Annotated in this window: 25 protein-coding genes; 12 read left to right on the top strand and 13 right to left on the bottom strand. The window is 62.1% G+C overall.

The annotated features are described in order from the left end of the window. Window positions 1-64 precede the first annotated feature (64 nt). From hisC to ABOC32_RS27195, 10 genes are all read right to left on the bottom strand, one after another. The gene (hisC, locus tag ABOC32_RS27150) at window positions 65-1,111 is read right to left on the bottom strand and encodes a histidinol-phosphate transaminase (protein ID WP_426809548.1); all 1,047 of its coding nucleotides are present in this window, start codon (window positions 1,109-1,111) and stop codon (window positions 65-67) included. 2 nt (window positions 1,112-1,113) lie between these two features. Further along, complete coding sequence (gene hisD / locus ABOC32_RS27155; RefSeq protein ID WP_426809549.1) at window positions 1,114-2,439, bottom strand: histidinol dehydrogenase; 1,326 nt, start codon at window positions 2,437-2,439, stop codon at window positions 1,114-1,116. A gap of 126 nt (window positions 2,440-2,565) precedes the next feature. After that, window positions 2,566-3,201: an ATP phosphoribosyltransferase gene (hisG, locus tag ABOC32_RS27160; protein WP_426809550.1), complete on the bottom strand. Its 636-nt coding sequence runs from the start codon at window positions 3,199-3,201 to the stop codon at window positions 2,566-2,568. Between the two features lie 91 nt (window positions 3,202-3,292). Beyond that, entirely contained in the window at window positions 3,293-4,558 is a 1,266-nt protein-coding gene (murA, locus tag ABOC32_RS27165; RefSeq protein ID WP_043196890.1) for a UDP-N-acetylglucosamine 1-carboxyvinyltransferase, read from the bottom strand. A gap of 23 nt (window positions 4,559-4,581) precedes the next feature. Next, window positions 4,582-4,821: a BolA family protein gene (locus tag ABOC32_RS27170; RefSeq protein WP_016501324.1), complete on the bottom strand. Its 240-nt coding sequence runs from the start codon at window positions 4,819-4,821 to the stop codon at window positions 4,582-4,584. A 118-nt stretch (window positions 4,822-4,939) separates the two neighbouring features. After that, window positions 4,940-5,242: an STAS domain-containing protein gene (locus tag ABOC32_RS27175; protein ID WP_016501325.1), complete on the bottom strand. Its 303-nt coding sequence runs from the start codon at window positions 5,240-5,242 to the stop codon at window positions 4,940-4,942. After that, complete coding sequence (locus ABOC32_RS27180) at window positions 5,239-5,886, bottom strand: MlaC/ttg2D family ABC transporter substrate-binding protein (RefSeq protein ID WP_426809551.1); 648 nt, start codon at window positions 5,884-5,886, stop codon at window positions 5,239-5,241. The genes ABOC32_RS27175 and ABOC32_RS27180 overlap by 4 nt, the downstream gene beginning before the upstream one ends. A gap of 9 nt (window positions 5,887-5,895) precedes the next feature. Beyond that, entirely contained in the window at window positions 5,896-6,381 is a 486-nt protein-coding gene (mlaD, locus tag ABOC32_RS27185) for an outer membrane lipid asymmetry maintenance protein MlaD (protein ID WP_016501327.1), read from the bottom strand. Further along, on the bottom strand, window positions 6,381-7,178 hold the full coding sequence (gene mlaE, locus ABOC32_RS27190) for a lipid asymmetry maintenance ABC transporter permease subunit MlaE (protein WP_012270663.1): 798 nt from the start codon (window positions 7,176-7,178) through the stop codon (window positions 6,381-6,383). Before mlaE ends, mlaD begins: the two co-directional genes overlap by 1 nt. Then, entirely contained in the window at window positions 7,178-7,987 is an 810-nt protein-coding gene (locus ABOC32_RS27195; protein ID WP_016501329.1) for an ATP-binding cassette domain-containing protein, read from the bottom strand. Before ABOC32_RS27195 ends, mlaE begins: the two co-directional genes overlap by 1 nt. Before the next feature lie 248 nt (window positions 7,988-8,235). Here ABOC32_RS27195 and ABOC32_RS27200 point away from each other — a divergent pair, with 248 nt between their 5' ends. The 12 genes from ABOC32_RS27200 to ABOC32_RS27255 all read left to right on the top strand — a co-directional run bounded on the left by ABOC32_RS27200 (window position 8,236) and on the right by ABOC32_RS27255 (window position 16,020). Further along, entirely contained in the window at window positions 8,236-9,210 is a 975-nt protein-coding gene (locus ABOC32_RS27200; RefSeq protein ID WP_426809552.1) for a KpsF/GutQ family sugar-phosphate isomerase, read from the top strand. Between the two features lie 11 nt (window positions 9,211-9,221). Next, entirely contained in the window at window positions 9,222-9,746 is a 525-nt protein-coding gene (locus tag ABOC32_RS27205) for a KdsC family phosphatase (protein WP_426809553.1), read from the top strand. Between the two features lie 8 nt (window positions 9,747-9,754). Next, entirely contained in the window at window positions 9,755-10,327 is a 573-nt protein-coding gene (lptC, locus tag ABOC32_RS27210; RefSeq protein ID WP_426809554.1) for an LPS export ABC transporter periplasmic protein LptC, read from the top strand. Beyond that, window positions 10,314-10,838 (top strand): lipopolysaccharide transport periplasmic protein LptA, encoded by a 525-nt coding sequence (gene lptA, locus ABOC32_RS27215; protein WP_086979049.1) that lies wholly within the window; start codon window positions 10,314-10,316, stop codon window positions 10,836-10,838. The genes lptC and lptA overlap by 14 nt, the downstream gene beginning before the upstream one ends. Next, window positions 10,839-11,564, top strand: a complete 726-nt coding sequence (gene lptB, locus ABOC32_RS27220) for an LPS export ABC transporter ATP-binding protein (protein ID WP_016501334.1) — start codon at window positions 10,839-10,841, stop codon at window positions 11,562-11,564. It begins immediately after the preceding gene. A 175-nt stretch (window positions 11,565-11,739) separates the two neighbouring features. Beyond that, window positions 11,740-13,233: an RNA polymerase factor sigma-54 gene (locus ABOC32_RS27225; protein WP_041167860.1), complete on the top strand. Its 1,494-nt coding sequence runs from the start codon at window positions 11,740-11,742 to the stop codon at window positions 13,231-13,233. 79 nt (window positions 13,234-13,312) lie between these two features. Further along, complete coding sequence (hpf, locus tag ABOC32_RS27230; RefSeq protein ID WP_016501336.1) at window positions 13,313-13,621, top strand: ribosome hibernation-promoting factor, HPF/YfiA family; 309 nt, start codon at window positions 13,313-13,315, stop codon at window positions 13,619-13,621. Window positions 13,622-13,633: 12 nt separating this feature from the next. Beyond that, entirely contained in the window at window positions 13,634-14,098 is a 465-nt protein-coding gene (gene ptsN, locus ABOC32_RS27235; RefSeq protein ID WP_016501337.1) for a PTS IIA-like nitrogen regulatory protein PtsN, read from the top strand. 2 nt (window positions 14,099-14,100) lie between these two features. Then, window positions 14,101-14,955, top strand: coding sequence for an RNase adapter RapZ (gene rapZ / locus ABOC32_RS27240; RefSeq protein ID WP_426809555.1), 855 nt, complete (start codon window positions 14,101-14,103; stop codon window positions 14,953-14,955). Between the two features lie 19 nt (window positions 14,956-14,974). After that, window positions 14,975-15,247, top strand: a complete 273-nt coding sequence (locus ABOC32_RS27245) for an HPr family phosphocarrier protein (protein ID WP_003255140.1) — start codon at window positions 14,975-14,977, stop codon at window positions 15,245-15,247. 88 nt (window positions 15,248-15,335) lie between these two features. Then, entirely contained in the window at window positions 15,336-15,707 is a 372-nt protein-coding gene (locus ABOC32_RS27250; protein WP_426809556.1) for a type II toxin-antitoxin system RelE/ParE family toxin, read from the top strand. Beyond that, entirely contained in the window at window positions 15,700-16,020 is a 321-nt protein-coding gene (locus ABOC32_RS27255) for a helix-turn-helix domain-containing protein (RefSeq protein ID WP_426809557.1), read from the top strand. The genes ABOC32_RS27250 and ABOC32_RS27255 overlap by 8 nt, the downstream gene beginning before the upstream one ends. 37 nt (window positions 16,021-16,057) lie before the next feature. On the opposite strand, the gene ABOC32_RS27260 is transcribed toward ABOC32_RS27255, so the two are convergent. From ABOC32_RS27260 to ABOC32_RS27270, 3 genes are read right to left on the bottom strand one after another with little or no spacing between them, the layout of a single operon-like run. Further along, a complete protein-coding gene (locus ABOC32_RS27260; protein ID WP_426809558.1) occupies window positions 16,058-16,951 on the bottom strand; it encodes a ZIP family metal transporter in 894 nt (297 codons plus the stop codon). Between the two features lie 11 nt (window positions 16,952-16,962). After that, on the bottom strand, window positions 16,963-17,574 hold the full coding sequence (locus ABOC32_RS27265) for a superoxide dismutase (protein ID WP_426809559.1): 612 nt from the start codon (window positions 17,572-17,574) through the stop codon (window positions 16,963-16,965). A gap of 1 nt (window position 17,575) precedes the next feature. Continuing rightward, window positions 17,576-18,037 (bottom strand): hypothetical protein, encoded by a 462-nt coding sequence (locus ABOC32_RS27270; RefSeq protein ID WP_426809560.1) that lies wholly within the window; start codon window positions 18,035-18,037, stop codon window positions 17,576-17,578. Window positions 18,038-18,045 lie beyond the last annotated feature (8 nt).

An 18,045-nucleotide genomic window follows, 5' to 3' on the forward strand; every position in this document is an offset into this window, starting at 1 on the left:
CCGGCCTCTTCGCAGCACAAGGCTGCTCCTACAGGGTGATGCGTCAGCCTGAGTGGCGATGCAATCAGTTCAACGCATCGAGCAGCGCCTGGTTCATCTCTGGCGTGCCGATGGTAATGCGCAGGAACTGGGCAATGCGCGGCTGCTTGAAGTGACGCACGATCACCCCTTGCTCGCGCAGACGTGCAGCCAGTTCGGCGGCATCCTGCTGCGGGTGGCGCGCGAAGATGAAGTTGGCGGCCGAAGGCAGTACCTCGAAGCCCTTGGCCTCAAGCTGCCCGACCAGCACTTCGCGGCTGTCGATCACCTTGCGGCAGGTTTGCTCGAAGTACTCGCGGTCTTCGAACGCCACCGCCGCGCCCACGATCGCCGCACGGTCCAGCGGGTAGGAGTTGAAGCTGTTCTTGATCCGCTCCAGCGCCTCGATCAGGTCCGGGTGCCCTACCGCCAGGCCAACCCGCAGGCCGGCCAGGGAGCGCGACTTCGACAGGGTCTGGGTCACCAGCAGGTTGTCGTAGCGGTCCACCAGGCTGATGGCCGTCTCGCCACCGAAATCGATGTAGGCCTCGTCGACCACCACCACCGAGTCACGGTTGGCCTGCAGCAACTGCTCCACCGCCTGCAGCGGCATCAGGCAGCCCGTCGGCGCGTTGGGGTTGGGGAAGATGATGCCGGCGTTGGGCTTGTTGTAGTCCTCGATGCGGATCTGGAACTGCTCATCCAGCGCCACCTGCTCGAAGGCAATCCCGTACAGCCCGCAATAGACCGGGTAGAAGCTGTAGCTGATGTCCGGGAACAGCAACGGAGCATCGTGCTGGAACAGGCCGTGGAAGATGTGCGCCAGCACCTCGTCCGAGCCGTTGCCGACAAACACTTGCCCCGGGGTTATGCCGTAGTACTCGGCAACCGCCTGCTTCAGCCGGTCGCCGTTCGGGTCCGGGTACAGGCGCAGGTTGTCGTTCAGCTCGCCACGCATGGCTTCCAGCGCCTTGGGCGACGGGCCATAGGGGTTTTCGTTGGTGTTGAGCTTGACCAGACGGGCCAGCTTGGGCTGCTCGCCCGGCACGTAAGGCACCAGGTCCTTGACGAAGGGGCTCCAGAATCGACTCATGCTCAGTTCCCCTTCTCTTGGGTCAGGATACGGTATTCAGCGCTACGGGCGTGGGCGGTCAGCGACTCGCCACGGGCCAGCACAGAAGCGGTGTGGCCCAGCTCGGACGCGCCCTGCTCGGAGCAGAAGATGATCGACGAACGCTTCTGGAAGTCATACACCCCGAGCGGCGACGAGAAACGCGCGGTGCCGGAGGTAGGCAACACGTGGTTGGGGCCGGCGCAGTAATCGCCCAGCGCTTCGCTGGTGTGGCGGCCCATGAAGATCGCGCCAGCGTGGCGAATGTGCGGCAGCCAGGCTTGCGGGTCGGCCACCGACAGCTCCAGGTGCTCCGGGGCGATGCGGTTGGCCACTTCCATGGCCTGTTGCATGTCACGCACCTGGATCAGCGCGCCACGGCCATTGATCGATTTCTCGATGATTTCGGCACGCTCCATGGTCGGCATCAGCTTGTCGATGCTGGCGGCAACACGGTCGAGGAACGCGGCATCCGGGCTGACCAGAATGGCCTGGGCGTCTTCGTCGTGCTCGGCCTGGGAGAACAGGTCCATGGCGATCCAGTCCGGGTCGGTCTGGCCGTCGCATACCACGAGGATTTCGGACGGGCCGGCGATCATGTCGATGCCTACCTGGCCGAACACGTGGCGCTTGGCAGTGGCCACGTAGATGTTGCCCGGGCCGACGATCTTGTCCACCTGCGGCACGCTCTCGGTGCCGTAGGCCAGCGCAGCGACAGCCTGGGCACCACCGACGGTGAACACGCGGTCAACGCCGGCGATGCAGGCGGCAGCCAGCACCAGTTCGTTGACTTCGCCACGCGGGGTCGGCACTACCATGACCACTTCGGCCACGCCGGCAACCTTGGCCGGAATGGCGTTCATCAGCACCGACGACGGGTACGACGCCTTGCCGCCCGGCACATACAGGCCGGCACGGTCCAGCGGGGTGACTTTCTGGCCGAGCACGGTGCCGTCGGCCTCGGTGTACTGCCAGGAGTCCTGCTTCTGCCGCTCGTGGTACATGCGCACACGGTTGGCGGCCTTTTCCAGGGCTTCGCGCTGGACTGGGGTAATGCGGGTCAGGGCCAGCTCAAGGCGCTCGCGACCGAGGATCAGGTCATCGATGCTGTTGGCGACAACGCCGTCGAAACGCTGGGTGAATTCCACCAGTGCCGCATCGCCGCGCTCGCGCACGCCCTTGATGATGTCGAGCACGCGCTGGTTGACCGCGTCATCGGACACACTTTCCCAGCTCAGCAGATGATCCAGATGTCGGGCGAAATCCGGATCAGCAGCGTTGAGACGGGCAATTGCAGTGGACACGGTCATGGCGAGGGCCTCGATTATTAGCGAATGCTCAGGCGCCCTAGGCTACCAGTCCATCCGCGCGGGCACCTGAGAAAAGTGGCTATGACGCGGATAGACGGGCGCGACAGCGAAGGTCGCGCGCAGGAGTCAACCGCGGTGTCGCGATTCGACCGCTTGACGAAGCGTGTCGATCAGGCTCTGGATACGGGCGTGCTGCATTTTCATGGAGGCCTTGTTGACCACCAGGCGCGAGCTGATCGTGGCGATCAGGTCCTGGGGCTCCAGGCCGTTGGCACGCAGGGTGTTGCCGGTGTCGACCACGTCGATGATCTTGTCGGCGAGGTTGATCAGCGGTGCCAGTTCCATCGAACCGTACAGCTTGATGATGTCGACCTGGCGGCCCTGTTCGGCGTAGTAGCGCTTGGCTACGTTGACGAACTTGGTGGCCACGCGCAGGCGGCCCTTGGGCTCTGGTGCGCCGACTACGCCAGCGGTCATCAGCTTGCACTGGGCAATCTGCAGGTCCAGAGGCTCGTACAGGCCCTGGCCGCCGTACTCCATCAGCACGTCCTTGCCGGCTACACCCAGGTCGGCGGCACCATGCTCGACATAGGTCGGCACGTCAGTGGCACGCACGATCAGCAGGCGCACATCGTCCTGCGTGGTGGGGATGATCAGTTTGCGGCTCTTGTCCGGGTTCTCGGTCGGCACGATGCCGGCCTCGGCCAGCAGCGGCAGGGTATCGTCGAGAATACGGCCTTTGGAAAGCGCGATGGTCAACATTGGAACGTCGGTCCTTAAGCGGCTACTGCCGGCCAGGTCATCGACCTGGCCGCATTCAATTCGAAAGGTGCATCCTTGCACCAGCGGGCTACTAACCCGGTACGCGGCGGATTTTCGCGCCCAGCATCTGCAGTTTTTCTTCGATGCACTCGTAACCACGGTCGATGTGGTAGATGCGGTCGATCAGGGTATCGCCTTCGGCAACCAGCGCCGACAGCACCAGGCTGGCGGAAGCACGCAGGTCGGTGGCCATGACCGGTGCGCCCTTGAGCGACTTGACGCCAGTGACGATGGCAGTGTTGCCTTCGACCTGGATCTGCGCGCCCATGCGGTGCATTTCGTAAACGTGCATGAAGCGGTTTTCGAAGATGGTCTCGATCACTGCGCCAGTGCCTTCGGCAATCGCGTTCAGCGAAATGAACTGCGCCTGCATGTCGGTCGGGAACGCCGGGTACGGGGCGGTACGCAGGTTGACGGCTTTCGGCCGCTTGCCGTGCATGTCCAGCTCGATCCAGTCTTCACCGACGTTGATGTCGGCACCGGATTCCTTGAGTTTTTCCAGTACGGCTTCAAGGATGGTCGGGTCGGTGTCCTTGACCTTGACGCGGCCACCGGTGACGGCAGCAGCGACCAGGTAGGTACCGGTCTCGATGCGGTCCGGCATCACGCGGTAGGTGGCCGAGTGCAGGCGCTCGACGCCATCGATGGTGATGGTGTCGGTACCGGCGCCCTGGACATTGCCGCCCATGGCATTGATGAAGTTGGCCAGGTCGACCACTTCAGGCTCGCGCGCGGCGTTCTGCAACACGCTGCGGCCCTTGGCCAGGGCAGCGGCCATCATGATGTTTTCGGTACCGGTGACGCTGACGGTGTCGAAGAAGAAGTGCGCGCCGCGCAGGCCACCTTCAGGCGCCTTGGCCTTGATGTAGCCAGCTTCCACTTCGATCTTCGCACCCATGGCTTCGAGGCCGCGGATGTGCAGGTCGACCGGGCGCGAACCAATGGCGCAACCGCCAGGCAGGGCCACTTCGGCTTCGCCGAAACGGGCAACCATCGGGCCCAGTACCAGGATCGAGGCGCGCATGGTCTTGACCAGCTCGTAAGGCGCGACCAGGGTCTTGATGGTGCGTGGGTCGATCTCCACCGACAGCTTTTCGTCGATCACAGGCTCGATGCCCATGCGGCCGAACAGCTCGATCATGGTGGTGATGTCGTGCAGGTGCGGCAGGTTGCCCACGGTGACCGGGCCATCGGCCAGCAGGGTCGCCGCCAGAATCGGCAGGGCTGCGTTCTTCGCGCCCGAAATGCGGATCTCGCCGTCAAGGCGAGCGCCGCCAGTAATAATCAGTTTGTCCATTGGAGTCTCGCCGCCAAGTTGGCTCAGGTGCGCTCAGCCCAGGCTGCGCTGCTGAAAAATTTCATGGTTACCGCATGGATGCTGCCATTGGCGATCCAGGGATTAAGGTGAGCATAGATCGCCTGCTGGCGCTTGACCGGGCTCAGGCCAGCCAACTCGTCGCTGATCACGTTCAACTGGAAGTTGCAGCCTTCGCCTTCAACTTCAACCAGGGATCCCGGCAATTTTTCTTCAAGGAAGCTTTTAACTTCTAGGGCCTGCATGCTCAACCTCAATCGGCGCCCGATGCGCACGGGTCGGCCATCATACAAAAAAGCCCCTCGCCTGCGAAGCCCAACAAGGGCGTGCGCTGACCGAGGGGCCTCAATCAGTGACGAGCCATCAGCTCGCCAGCACTTCATCGAGGTCATAGACCTCGGCGATTTCCCGCATGTCGTCGGGCATGCCGCGCACCTCGAAGGCCTTGCCGGCGGCTTGGCCATCGCGAATGAACGCCAGCAACAGCGACAGGCCGACACTGGACGACTTCTCGACAGCCGAGCAATCCAGCACCAGGCGGGGCTCGCGAGAGGCTTCGATCAATGCCTTGCCTTGCTTGCGCAAGCCCGGCCCGCTGCGGTAATCCAGCACGCCAGCCAGGCGCAGCACGCCTGGTTCGGCCATGCTCACACCGGCATCACTCATTTCACTTCCTTGTCAGGCGAGCTGTCAGCGGTTTGCTTGGCCTTGGCCACTTCGCCGGCCCAGCCGTCGATGGTCTTGTCCAGGTTGTTGCCGTTGCGCTGCATGGCATCGGCGAACTGGTCACGGAACAGCTTGCCGATGTTGATGCCGTTGACGATGACGTTACGCACCTTCCACTCGCCGGCAATGTTTTCCAGGGTGTACTGCACCGGGTAAACGGCACCGTTGTTGCCGGTGACCTTCATGCCGACAGTGGCGCGCTTGCCGTCATCGGCCTTGGCCGGGTCGACGATGATGCCCTGGTTGTTGTATTCGAGCAGCGCGTTGCCATAGAACTGCATCAGGCTGCGCTTGAAGTTTTCCTGGAAGCGCTGCATCTGCTCAGGCGTGGCCTTGCGCGAGTACTTGACCGTCATGATGCTGCGGGAAATGCCGTCGGCGTCCACCACCGGGCCGAGGATGCGGTTGAGTGCATCGTAGAAGGCACCAGGGTTGGACTTGTACTGTTCCTTGTTGGCCTTGAGGTCGCCCAACAGTTCGGTGGTGGTGCCCTGAATCACATCGTGGGGCGTTTGCGCGGCCACGACCAGCAGGGGGAAAGCCGCCAGCAGGACCAGCAGGCCACGTCGCAGGATCGAAATCATGGAAACTCCTTAATTAGCCGGTTGCGCTTCTTTCGGTTCCTTGCCAACGGAGTTGAGCAGGAACTTGCCAATCAGATCTTCCAGCACCAGTGCCGACTGGGTGTCGTGGATGGTCGCGCCATCCTTGAGCACCTGGTCTTCACCGCCCACGCTGATGCCGATGTACTTCTCGCCAAGCAAACCGGCGGTCAGGATCGAGGCAGTGGAGTCGGTCGGCAGATTGTCTACCGTCTTGTCCAGCTGCAACGTCACCCGACCGGTGTAGGAATCGCGGTCCAGATCGATGGCGGTGACCTTGCCGATGGTCACACCGGCCATGGTCACTTTAGCTCTGACCGTCAAACCGGCGATATTGTCGAAGTAGGCATAAACTTTATAGGTATCGCTGCTCGGGCTGGCCGACAGCCCGCTGACACGCAGGGCCAGCAGCAGCAGCGCCAGGATCCCGGCCAGGAGGAACAGGCCGACACCGATTTCCAGGGTGCGGTTTTGCATCAGAAATCTCCAAACATCAAGGCGGTCAGAATAAAGTCCAGACCCAGCACTGCCAACGAGGCATAGACCACGGTCTTGGTGGTGGCACGGCTGATCCCTTCTGAGGTGGGCTCACAGTCGTACCCCTGGAATACGGCGATCCAGGTTGTGACGAAGGCGAACACCAGGCTCTTGACCAGCCCGTTGAGCACGTCGTCAGTGAAAGAAACACTGTTCTGCATGTTGGCCCAGAACGAGCCCTCGTAGACGCCCAGCCAGTCCACGGCCACCCACGAGCCACCCCAGATGCCGACCACGCTGAAGATCAGCGCCAGCAGCGGCAGCGAGATGAAGCCGGCCCACAGGCGCGGCGCGACGATGTACTTGAGCGGGTCGACGCCGATCATTTCCAGGCTCGACAGCTGCTCGGTGGACTTCATGTTGCCGATTTCGGCGGTCAGCGCAGAACCTGCACGGCCGGCAAACAGCAACGCCGTCACCACCGGGCCAAGCTCGCGCAGCAGGGTCAGGGCGACCATCTGCCCCACCGCCTGCTCCGAACCGTACTTGGTCAGGATGCTGTAGCCCTGCAGCGCCAGCACCATGCCGATGAACACACCGGACACGACAACGATTGCCAGCGACAGCACGCCTACCGAGTACAGCTGCTTGGTCAGCAACTGGAAGCCGCCGCCGATGCCGCCACGGCCGACCAGTGCATGGAACAGGAACAGGCAGGAACGCCCGAGCACGGCCAGCACGTCGATGGCCGAACGGCCCAGCAGGCGGACACGTTCGAGTAAGGATTTTCTGCGCATCAACGCGCTCCCAGCAGGTCGGCGCGGTAGTCAGGCGCAGGGAAGTGGAAGGGTACCGGGCCATCCGGGTCGCCCTTCATGAACTGGCGAATACGTGGGTTGTCGGAGCCCATCAGCTCGTCGGGCGTGCCCTGCCCCAGCACCTGGCCGTCGCCTACCACATAGATGTAGTCGGCGATGCTGGCGGTTTCCGCCAGGTCGTGGGAGACGACGATGCTGGTGATGCCCAAGGCATCGTTGAGCAGGCGGATCAGGCGCACCAGTACGCCCATGGCAATGGGGTCCTGGCCGACGAACGGTTCGTCGTACATGAGGATCTGCGGGTCCAGGGCAATTGCCCGGGCCAGGGCCACACGGCGTTTCATGCCACCGGACAGCTCGTCGGGCATGAGGTCGATGGCACCGCGCAGGCCCACGGCCTGCAGCTTCATCAGCACGATGTCGCGGATCATTTCTTCCGACAGCTGGGTGTGCACGCGCAGCGGGAACGCGACGTTCTCGAACACATCAAGGTCGGTGAACAGCGCACCACTCTGGAACAGCACACCCATCTGCTTGCGGGCATCGAACAGGTCGCTGCGCGACAGGGTCGGCAGGTTCTGCCCGGCAACCCATACCTCACCGCTGGAGGGGCGCAGCTGCGCGCCCATCAGGCGGAGCAACGTGGTCTTGCCGCAACCCGATGGCCCCATGATGCCGGTGACCTTGCCGCGCGGGATGCGAATGTCGACGTTGCTGAAAATGCTGCGCGAACCGCGTTTGAAGGTAACCCCCTTCAACTCGACCGCGTAGGCGCTATCCACACTCATCTAGACTCCTTGCTAGTGCAGCCTCGTCCTAGTGGACGCCAGCCTCCATCAGGAAGGCACAAGCGCCCCTGGCAGGCCGAATAGCGGCGAACTATAGCACCGCTGACGCCGCCGCCCCAAGGCCAGGCAAGCAGTCGTTCAGCCCAGTGACAGGCTTTGATGACATTCGCTACAGCAATCGAAGGGGTGAGGGTTTTCGTCATTGCGCGTATAATCGCTGCCTTTTCATCAGGCATTGCTTTCTCGACATGAGCCAATCCAGCGAGCTGATCCAATCCGCCCAACGCACCCTGCGCCTGGAACTCGAGGCCGTACAGGCCCTGTTGGCGCGCATCGACGACAATTTCGTCAAAGCCTGCGAACTGATTCTGGCCAGCAAAGGCCGGGTGGTCGTGGTCGGCATGGGCAAGTCCGGGCATATCGGCAACAAGATCGCCGCCACCCTGGCCAGCACCGGTACGCCGGCGTTTTTCGTGCACCCGGCCGAAGCCAGCCATGGCGACATGGGCATGATCACCCGCGATGATGTCATCCTTGCCCTGTCGAACTCCGGCAGCACCGCCGAAATCGTCACCCTGCTGCCCCTGATCAAACGCCTGGGCATCAAGCTGGTCAGCCTGACCGGCAACCCCGATTCGCCCCTGGCCCAGGCCGCCGAGGTCAACCTCGACGCCCGCGTCGAGCAAGAGGCCTGCCCACTCAACCTGGCACCCACCTCTTCCACCACCGCCTCACTGGTGTTGGGCGACTGCCTGGCCATCGCCCTGCTCGAAGCCCGCGGCTTCACCGCCGAAGACTTTGCCTTCTCGCACCCGGGTGGTGCACTGGGCCGCCGCCTGTTGCTCAAGGTCGAGAACGTGATGCACAGCGGCGACGAGCTGCCCCAGGTAGCCCGCGGCACCCTGCTCAAGGAGGCGCTGCTTGAAATGTCCCGCAAAGGTCTGGGCATGACCGTGATCGTCGAAGCCGACGGCACGCTGGCCGGGATCTTCACCGACGGCGACCTGCGCCGCAGCCTGGACCGCAACATCGACGTACACACCACCCTGATCGACGACGTGATGACCGTGCACGGCAAGACGGCCCGCGCCGAAATGCTCGCTGCCGAAGCCCTGAAGATCATGGAAGACCACAAGATCGGCGCACTGGTGGTGGTGGACCGCGAGGACCGCCCGACCGGCGCCCTGAACATGCACGACCTGCTGCGCGCCGGTGTAATGTAAGGAGCGATGGAATGAACCAGGACCTCATGCAACGCGGCAAAGCAATCAAGCTGGCAGTGTTCGATGTGGACGGCGTGCTCACCGACGGGCGCCTGTACTTCCTCGAGGACGGCAGCGAGTTCAAGGCCTTCAGCACCCTCGACGGCCAGGGCATCAAGATGCTCATGGCCTCGGGCGTGACCACTGCGATCATCAGCGGCCGCAAAACCCCTGTGGTCGAACGCCGGGCGCAAAACCTCGGTATCCCGCACCTGTACCAGGGGCGCGAGGACAAATTGGTCGTGCTTGACGGCCTGCTCGCCGAACTGGGCCTAAGCTATGATCAAGTGGCCTACCTGGGCGACGACCTGCCCGACCTGCCGGTCATTCGCCGGGTAGCATTGGGCATGGCGGTGGCCAACGCCGCTCCGTTTGTTCGCCAGCACGCCCACGGCGTGACCCAGGCACGCGGCGGCGAAGGCGCAGCCCGTGAATTCTGCGAACTGATCATGCAGGCCCAGGGCACCCTGGACGCTGCCAACGCCAACTACCTCTAAGGCTGCCCATGTTCAGCAAGAAAGCCCGCAATATTGCGCTGCTAGCAGTGATCGCCGCCCTGCTGGCGGCGGTCGGCTACTGGAATGTCAGCCCGGAAAGCTTCCTCGACAAGCCGGTAGCCCAGGTCGACGAAAGCGCCATCGACTATTATGCGATCAACGCCCACAGCGTGCAGTTTTTGCCTGATGGCAAGCTGCAGTACGAAATGACTGCCGACAAGGTCGAGCACGTCAAGGCCAGCGAAATCACTTTGGTGACGACCCCGGACCTGCACATGTACCGCGGCACCGAATACCCGTGGCACGTGCAGAGCATCCGCGCCGAGGTCAACCCGGACGGCACCGAAGTCGAGCTGATCGACAAGGTCAGGATTGCGCGAACCGATGAAAAGCAGCGTGAAACCATCATTACCAGCTCACGCATGACCGTGTTCCCGCAGAAGCAATATGCGCAGACCGAGCAAGCCGTTAGAATCGACGGCGCCGGTGGCACAACTACGGGCAAAGGAATGAAAGCGTATTTGAAAGAAAGCAGGATGGACCTGCTCTCTAACGTAAGAGGACAGTATGAGGCTCGTTAAAACCCTCCCCCTTTTGCTCAGCCTGAGCGCAGCACTGGGAAGCGCGAGCGCCTTCGCACTGCCGAATGACCGTGATCAGCCGATCCGCATCCAGGCCGACCAGGCCCACCTGGATGACAAGCAAGGCGTAGCCACCTATACCGGCGACGTGGTCATTACCCAGGGTTCGATGATGATCAAAGGCAACACCGTGACCATCACCCGCTCCGCTTCCGGCGACATCGATGTGGTGACCTCGGTGGGCAACCTGGCCTACTTCGAGCAGCAGCAAAGCGCTGCCAAACCAGACAAGATGAAAGGCTGGGGCGTGACCATCCAGTATCAGGCGCTGAAAGACCTGGTGATCCTCACCGACCGCGCCAAGGTCGAGAACGAAGGCAACACCACCGAAGGCGAGAAGATCGTCTACAACACCCAGACCCAGGTGGCGACCGCCGGTCGTGGTGGCAACGTGTCGACACCGCGTCAGCGTATCGACATGGTGATCCAGCCCAAGAAGAAGGCCGAGTAAATGGCAACCCTCAAAGCCCAGCACCTGGCCAAGAGCTACAAGGGGCGGCAGGTCGTACGTGATGTCAGCCTGTCGATCGACAGTGGGCAGATCGTCGGCCTGCTCGGCCCCAATGGCGCCGGCAAGACCACGTGCTTCTACATGATTGTCGGGCTGGTCCAGGCCGAGCAGGGGCGCGTGCTCATCGATAACCTCGATGTCAGCCACCAGCCCATGCACGGCCGCGCCCGTGCTGGCATCGGCTATCTGCCGCAGGAAGCCTCGATCTTCCGCAAGCTGTCGGTGGCCGACAACATCATGGCCATCCTCGAGACCCGCAAGGACATCGACCGCGACGGCCGGCGCAAGGAGCTGGAAAGCCTGCTGCAGGAGTTCCACATCAGCCACATCCGCGACAACCTCGGCATGAGCCTCTCTGGTGGTGAACGCCGTCGCGTCGAGATTGCCCGTGCCCTGGCGACCGCACCCAAGTTCATCCTGCTGGACGAACCATTCGCCGGTGTCGACCCGATCTCGGTCGGCGACATCAAGCAGATCATCCACCACCTCAAGGCCAAGGGCATCGGTGTGCTGATCACCGACCACAACGTGCGCGAGACCCTGGATATCTGCGAAACCGCCTATATCGTCAACGATGGCCGACTGATCGCCGAAGGCGACGCCGAAACCATCCTGGCCAACGACCTGGTCAAAGAGGTGTACCTGGGCCACGAGTTCCGCCTCTGACCCCGGCACGCGCCTGGGGCACCGGAAAATAGCCGCACAACCGCGGGTAAAGTTGTTACGGTGCTCTAGGCAAACGCTACAATTTAAGGCATAAAACTTGCTTGATCTGGCGCCCCGGCGCCCTCGTGTAGTGGATGGCGCATGCGCGCCGGCGAACAAGGTACAAGCCCCTGCCATGAAACCATCGCTCGTCCTAAAAATGGGCCAGCAACTGACGATGACACCGCAGTTGCAACAGGCCATCCGCCTGCTCCAGCTTTCCACCCTGGACCTCCAACAGGAAATCCAGGAAGCGCTGGAGTCGAACCCGATGCTCGAACGTCAGGAAGACGGCGAGGACTTCGACAACAGCGACCCGATGGCGGACAACGCCGAGAACAAGCCGACAGCCGAAGCCCAGGACAACAGCTTCCAGGAAAGCACCATCAGTGCCGACAACCTGGAAGACGGTGAATGGAGCGAGCGCATTCCCAACGAGCTTCCGGTCGATACCGCCTGGGAAGACATCTACCAGACCAGCGCCAGCAGCCTGCCGAGCAACGATGACGACGAGTGGGACTTCACCACCCGCACATCGGCCGGCGAAAGCCTGCAAAGCCACCTGCTGTGGCAACTGAACCTGGCGCCGATGTCCGACACCGACCGCCTGATCGCCGTTACCCTCATCGACAGCATCAACGGCCAGGGCTACCTGGAAGACACCCTCGAAGAAATCTGCGCCGGTTTCGACCCGGAGCTGGATATCGAGCTGGACGAAGTCGAAGCGGTGCTGCACCGCATCCAGCAGTTCGAACCGGCGGGTGTCGGCGCCCGTAATCTGGGCGAATGCCTGCTGCTGCAACTGCGCCAGCTACCTGCGAACACCCCGTGGATGACCGAAGCCAAGCGCCTGGTCACCGATTTCATCGACCTGCTCGGCAGCCGCGACTACAGCCAGCTGATGCGGCGCATGAAAATCAAGGAAGACGAGCTTCGCCAGGTCATCGAACTGGTACAAAGCCTCAACCCGCGCCCTGGTTCACAGATCGAGTCCAGCGAGCCCGAGTACGTGGTGCCCGACGTCATCGTGCGCAAAGACACCGACCGCTGGCTGGTGGAGCTGAACCAGGAAGCCATACCGCGCCTGCGGGTGAACCCGCAATACGCCGGTTTCGTGCGCCGCGCCGACACCAGCGCCGACAACACCTTCATGCGCAACCAGTTGCAGGAAGCGCGCTGGTTCATCAAGAGCCTGCAAAGCCGCAACGAAACCCTGATGAAGGTTGCCACGCAGATCGTCGAGCACCAGCGCGGCTTCCTCGACCACGGCGACGAAGCGATGAAGCCGCTGGTGCTGCATGACATTGCCGAAGCGGTGGGCATGCACGAGTCGACCATTTCGCGGGTTACCACGCAAAAGTACATGCACACCCCGCGTGGCATCTACGAATTGAAATACTTTTTCTCCAGCCACGTCAGCACCTCCGAAGGCGGAGAATGCTCGTCCACGGCGATTCGCGCGATCATCAAGAAACTGGTTGCGGCGGAAAATCAGAAAAAGCCATTGAGTGACAGCAAGATCGCTGGTTTACTGGAGGCACAAGGCATCCAGGTAGCCCGTCGCACCGTCGCCAAGTACCGCGAGTCCCTCGGCATCGCACCGTCGAGCGAGCGCAAGCGACTGATGTAGCCCCTGAGATGAGCCACAGCGTTTGTGGGGCAGGTGCGAGACCTGCCTCTTTATGCACGGGCAACAAAGGAGAAGCTGTATGCAAGTCAATATCAGTGGACAGCATGTAGAAGTCACCCCTCCGCTGCGCGATTATGTGGAGCAGAAGCTCAAACGTGTAGCCAGTCACTTCGACAAGATCACCAACGTGCAGGTCATCATGAAAGTCGAGAAGCTGCAGCAGAAGGTCGAAGCGACCCTGCAGATTCCTGGCGGCGAAGTGGTTGCCAATGCCGAAGACCAAGACATGTATGCAGCAATCGACGCCTTGGCCGACAAGCTCGACCGCCAACTGAAAAAACACAAGGAAAAACAGCAAAGCCTGCTGCAAGGTGCAGCTGCCCGCTGATCCCCCTCATCCATGATCCGACTTGAAACCATCCTGACCCCCGGCCGTTCACTCGTGAACGTGCCGGGCGGCAGTAAGAAGCGCGCCCTGGAAAAGGTCGCCACCGTCATCGCCGACCAAGTGCCAGAACTGGAGATGCAAGACGTCTTCGAAAAACTGGTCGCCCGGGAAAAACTCGGCTCGACCGGTTTCGGCAATGGCATCGCCATCCCGCACTGCCGGCTTGAAGGCTGTTCCGCACCCGTCAGTGCGTTGCTGCACCTGGAAGCCCCAATCGATTACGACGCCATCGATGGCGCGCCCGTGGACCTGCTGTTTGTCCTGCTGGTGCCTGAAGCCGCTACCGATGCCCATCTGGAACTGCTGCGCCAGATTGCCAGCATGCTCGATCGCAAGGAGGTTCGTGATCGCTTGCGTGCCGCCAGCAGTAACGAGGCCCTGTTCCAGGTTGTCCTGGACGTACAGAACGAGCACTGAACATGCGCCTGATCATTGTCAGCGGCCGCTCCGGCTCCGGCAAGAGCACCGCCCTCGATGTCCTGGAAGACAACGGTTTCTACTGCATTGACAACCTGCCCGCCGGGCTGCTGCCGCAGCTGGCGGAAGAAGCGCTGATCAACACCGAACTGCTGCAACCGAAAGTGGCCGTGTCGATCGACGCGCGCAACCTGCCCAGCCACCTGACGCGCTTCCCCGAATTGCTCGAAGAAGCCCGCGCGCGGAACATCCAGTGCGATGTGCTGTTCCTGGATGCCGACGAAGACATGCTGCTCAAGCGCTTCTCGGAAACCCGCCGACGCCACCCACTGACCAATGCCAACCGCTCGCTGGCCGAAGCGATCCGCGTCGAGAACGAGCTTCTGGGCCCGATCGCCGACCTGGCCGACCTGAAGATCGACACCACCAACCTGAACCTGTATCAGCTGCGTGATTCGATCAAGCTGCGCCTGCTCAACCAACCCGAGCCTGGCACCGCATTCTTGGTCGAATCGTTCGGTTTCAAGCGTGGCATGCCGGTCGATGCCGACCTGGTGTTCGATGTGCGCTGCCTGCCCAACCCTTACTGGAAGCCCGAGCTGCGCGAGCACTCCGGCCTCGACCAACCGGTAATCGACTATCTGGCCGCCCAGCCGGATGTCGAAGACATGTTCAGCGACATTTCCAGCTACCTGCTCAAGTGGCTGCCCCGCTTCGCCGCCAGCAACCGCGCCTACGTCACCATTGCCATCGGCTGCACCGGCGGCCACCACCGCTCGGTCTACATCACCGAACGCCTTGGCCAGCTGCTGCAGCAATCACTGAAAAACGTCCAGGTCCGCCACCGCGACCTCTAGCCCAAGGATCCGCCCCACGATGCCCGCCCGCGAAATCACCATCATCAACAAGCTGGGCCTGCATGCCCGGGCGGCAGCCAAGTTCGTCGGCGTGGCAGGCCGCTTCCCCTGCCAGGTGCGGGTTGGCCGTGCGCCGGACAAGCTGGTGGATGGCAAGAGCATCATGGCGGTGATGATGCTGGCAGCCGGCAAAGGCACCCAGGTGCACCTGCACACCGAAGGCGAGCAGGACAACGACGCCATGGATGCGCTGGTCGAGCTGATCAACAACTTCTTCGACGAAGGCGAATAACCCACCCGCAACATCTCCTGCCAATTATCAGGATGCAATTGGCCGTGGTTGTCATTATACCTATATGGGTATAAATTGAGGCCATGCAATGGATGCATTAAAACGAATCAGGGCACTGTACTGGGTCGGCAGCAGCAAGAAGGACCTTCAGGCACTTCCTGAGGATGTACAGGACATCTTCGGCTTTGCACTGCACCTGGCGCAGGAAGGCGGCAAACACCAGCAAACCAAGTGCCTCAAGGGATTCTCAGGTGCGGGTGTGCTGGAAATCATGGAGGACCACAACCGGAACACCTACCGAGCTGTCTACACCGTCAGCTTTGGCTCGGCAGTTTATGTCCTGCATTGCTTTCAGAAGAAGTCCACCTCCGGCATCAAGACTTCCAGTCACGACATCGCCTTGATCAGGTCTCGCCTGAAGCTGGCGGAGGCACACTCAAGAGGAGAAACAAATGACTGAGATAGAAGCAGGCAGCGGGAACGTCTATGCCGACCTCAACAGTGCCGACGCCAATGAGATGCTGGTAAAGGCACAGCTTGCCAGCAAGATCTGCAGCATCATCCAGGCTCGTCATCTCACTCAGGTGCAGGCCGCAGCGGTACTTGGGTTACCTCAACCCAAGGTATCCGAGATGATGCGAGGCAAGTTTCGCGGCATCAGTGAGACCAAGATGATCGATTGCCTGGCGCGACTGGGGCGTGATATCCAGATTGTGGTCAAGCCAGCCCCCCGCTCCCGTCGCGAAGGGCGAGTTGAAGTCATCATCACCTGAAGGGCGCCTGCAAGGAGCAAGCGCACCCCAAGCTTGCTCACGACATCGCGGTATCCATCACCATCATCAGGCAGAAGCCAATACACAGCCCCAGGCTGGCCAGGCGATGATGGCCGTTGCTGCGCGATTCGGGGATGATTTCCTGGGTCACCACCAGCAGCATTGCCCCCGCCGCGCAGGCCAGGCCCAGCGGCAGCAGCAGTTCGGCAATGTTCACAAGCCAGGCGCAGATCACTGCCGCCACCGGCTCGACCAGGCCTGACGCTGCGCCAATCAGGAAGGCTCTGAAGCGCGACATGCCCGCCCCGGCCAGCACCAGCGCAATCACCAGCCCCTCTGGCACATCCTGCAACGCAATGCCCATGGCCAGGCTGTCGGCGTCGGGCATGCCGCCACCGGCCGACACGCCAATGGCCATGCCTTCGGGAATGTTGTGCGCGATGATGGCGATGACAAACAGCCAGATGCGTGCAGCAATGACCGGCTGGTTATCGGTGCCGACCAGCGCTTCTGGTGAGGCACCAGACACCTTGAGGTCAACCAGAAACAGGCACAGCGCCCCGAACAGCAAGCCAAAGCTGATCAGGCCACCCGCGCCCCAAGGGCTGAAACCGATGGACTGAGCCGCATCCAACCCCGGAATGATCAGGGAAAACGCGGTGGCTGCCAGCATCACGCCGGCGCCGAAGCCCAGCAGTGTGTCGGCCAGCGCCACCGGCATGTTGCGAATGACCAGTACCGGTACCGCCCCCAACGCCGTCCCCAGTGCGCACAATGCGCCGCCCTCCAGGGCGCGCAACATGCGTGGCTCCAGGTCCAGCCAGGCCAGGCCGCGCGCTACCAGCAGCGCGGTGCCCGCCAGCAAAAGCAAAGTCCCAAGCGCCAGGCGAAACAGGCGCACACTGCTGACAGACATCACCTCAGAGCGCATACCGGTCCGACTCACTTCAGGGCTTCAACGTAACGACGTTCCACTTCCGCCCAGTCAATGACGTTGTAGAAAGCACCGATGTATTCCGGACGACGGTTCTGGTACTTCAGGTAGTAGGCATGCTCCCAAACGTCCAGGCCGAGGATCGGCGTATTGCCGTGCATCAGCGGGCTGTCCTGGTTACCGCTGCTTTCCACCACCAGGGTTTTCTGCGGGGTCACGCTGAGCCAGGCCCAGCCGCTGCCGAAGCGGGTCAGCGCCGCTTTGGTGAAAGCGTCCTTGAAGGCGTCGAAACCGCCCAGTTGCGAGGAGATGGCCTGTGCCAGCTGGCCCTTAGGCTCGCCGCCGCCCTGCGGCGACATCACAGTCCAGAACAGGCTGTGGTTGGCGTGGCCACCACCATGGTTGGTTACCGCACCGCGCAGGTTTTCCGGCAGTTGCTTGACCGCACCGACCAGTTTTTCCACCGGCCATTCGGCCCACTCGGTGCCTTCGATGGCCGCATTGAGGCCGTTGACGTAGGTCTGATGGTGCTTGCTGTGGTGGATCTCCATGGTCTGGGCGTCGATGTGCGGCTCCAGCGCATCGTAGGCGTAAGGCAAAGCAGGCAAGGTATGGGGCATGTCAGTGAATTCCGTAGGCATGGGTTCTGGGCGCCACGTCCGGCTGGGCAGCGAGTTCGCTGGCCCCGGCATTGTGGCGGTTGAGCAGGCGCTCGGTTCGCGGGTACTGGCCGTACTCGGCGATGAAACTCAGCAGTTCGGTGTAGGTTCGCCCACTGTGGCGCAGGGCTGCGTCACGCAGCGCCTGGGGCAAGCGCGCCTCCTGGCTGGCCTGCAGCAGCCGCTGGTGGGCGGCGCACAGGTAGTCGGCGCTCTCGTGCGGCTGATTCAGGCGCAGGTGCAGGTCGGCCAGGTTGTGGTGGGCGATGACGAACACGGCCACCGCTTCGTCGACGTCATGCCAGCGCTCGAACAACACCTGGGCCAGCGCCAGGGCTTGCAGGTAATGTTCCCGGGCGTCGACCAGCTCGCCTTGTTCGAACAGGCGGTTGGCGGTTTCCGTGGTGCGTTTCCAGTGCTGCATGGGTTGTC

It is taken from the genome of Pseudomonas sp. WOUb67, assembly GCF_050058005.1.
Taxonomy (GTDB): domain Bacteria; phylum Pseudomonadota; class Gammaproteobacteria; order Pseudomonadales; family Pseudomonadaceae; genus Aquipseudomonas; species Aquipseudomonas putida_R.

Bases quoted from the DNA above. Each gene is read 5' to 3' on its own strand.
- ABOC32_RS27170 (WP_016501324.1), bottom strand. From the start codon at position 4,821: ATGCAGGCCCTAGAAGTTAAAAGCTTCCTTGAAGAAAAATTGCCGGGA.
- ABOC32_RS27200 (WP_426809552.1), top strand. From the start codon at position 8,236: ATGAGCCAATCCAGCGAGCTGATCCAATCCGCCCAACGCACCCTGCGC.
- ABOC32_RS27250 (WP_426809556.1), top strand. From the start codon at position 15,336: ATGGATGCATTAAAACGAATCAGGGCACTGTACTGGGTCGGCAGCAGC.
- ABOC32_RS27255 (WP_426809557.1), top strand. From the start codon at position 15,700: ATGACTGAGATAGAAGCAGGCAGCGGGAACGTCTATGCCGACCTCAAC.
- lptA (WP_086979049.1), top strand. From the start codon at position 10,314: ATGAGGCTCGTTAAAACCCTCCCCCTTTTGCTCAGCCTGAGCGCAGCA.
- hisG (WP_426809550.1), bottom strand. From the start codon at position 3,201: ATGTTGACCATCGCGCTTTCCAAAGGCCGTATTCTCGACGATACCCTG.
- ABOC32_RS27265 (WP_426809559.1), bottom strand. From the start codon at position 17,574: ATGCCCCATACCTTGCCTGCTTTGCCTTACGCCTACGATGCGCTGGAG.
- ptsN (WP_016501337.1), top strand. From the start codon at position 13,634: ATGATCCGACTTGAAACCATCCTGACCCCCGGCCGTTCACTCGTGAAC.
- hisD (WP_426809549.1), bottom strand. From the start codon at position 2,439: ATGACCGTGTCCACTGCAATTGCCCGTCTCAACGCTGCTGATCCGGAT.
- ABOC32_RS27260 (WP_426809558.1), bottom strand. From the start codon at position 16,951: ATGCGCTCTGAGGTGATGTCTGTCAGCAGTGTGCGCCTGTTTCGCCTG.
- lptC (WP_426809554.1), top strand. From the start codon at position 9,755: ATGTTCAGCAAGAAAGCCCGCAATATTGCGCTGCTAGCAGTGATCGCC.
- ABOC32_RS27205 (WP_426809553.1), top strand. From the start codon at position 9,222: ATGAACCAGGACCTCATGCAACGCGGCAAAGCAATCAAGCTGGCAGTG.
- ABOC32_RS27180 (WP_426809551.1), bottom strand. From the start codon at position 5,886: ATGATTTCGATCCTGCGACGTGGCCTGCTGGTCCTGCTGGCGGCTTTC.
- ABOC32_RS27270 (WP_426809560.1), bottom strand. From the start codon at position 18,037: ATGCAGCACTGGAAACGCACCACGGAAACCGCCAACCGCCTGTTCGAA.
- mlaE (WP_012270663.1), bottom strand. From the start codon at position 7,178: ATGCGCAGAAAATCCTTACTCGAACGTGTCCGCCTGCTGGGCCGTTCG.
- hpf (WP_016501336.1), top strand. From the start codon at position 13,313: ATGCAAGTCAATATCAGTGGACAGCATGTAGAAGTCACCCCTCCGCTG.
- ABOC32_RS27225 (WP_041167860.1), top strand. From the start codon at position 11,740: ATGAAACCATCGCTCGTCCTAAAAATGGGCCAGCAACTGACGATGACA.
- murA (WP_043196890.1), bottom strand. From the start codon at position 4,558: ATGGACAAACTGATTATTACTGGCGGCGCTCGCCTTGACGGCGAGATC.
- ABOC32_RS27195 (WP_016501329.1), bottom strand. From the start codon at position 7,987: ATGAGTGTGGATAGCGCCTACGCGGTCGAGTTGAAGGGGGTTACCTTC.
- ABOC32_RS27175 (WP_016501325.1), bottom strand. From the start codon at position 5,242: ATGAGTGATGCCGGTGTGAGCATGGCCGAACCAGGCGTGCTGCGCCTG.
- mlaD (WP_016501327.1), bottom strand. From the start codon at position 6,381: ATGCAAAACCGCACCCTGGAAATCGGTGTCGGCCTGTTCCTCCTGGCC.
- ABOC32_RS27245 (WP_003255140.1), top strand. From the start codon at position 14,975: ATGCCCGCCCGCGAAATCACCATCATCAACAAGCTGGGCCTGCATGCC.
- hisC (WP_426809548.1), bottom strand. From the start codon at position 1,111: ATGAGTCGATTCTGGAGCCCCTTCGTCAAGGACCTGGTGCCTTACGTG.
- lptB (WP_016501334.1), top strand. From the start codon at position 10,839: ATGGCAACCCTCAAAGCCCAGCACCTGGCCAAGAGCTACAAGGGGCGG.
- rapZ (WP_426809555.1), top strand. From the start codon at position 14,101: ATGCGCCTGATCATTGTCAGCGGCCGCTCCGGCTCCGGCAAGAGCACC.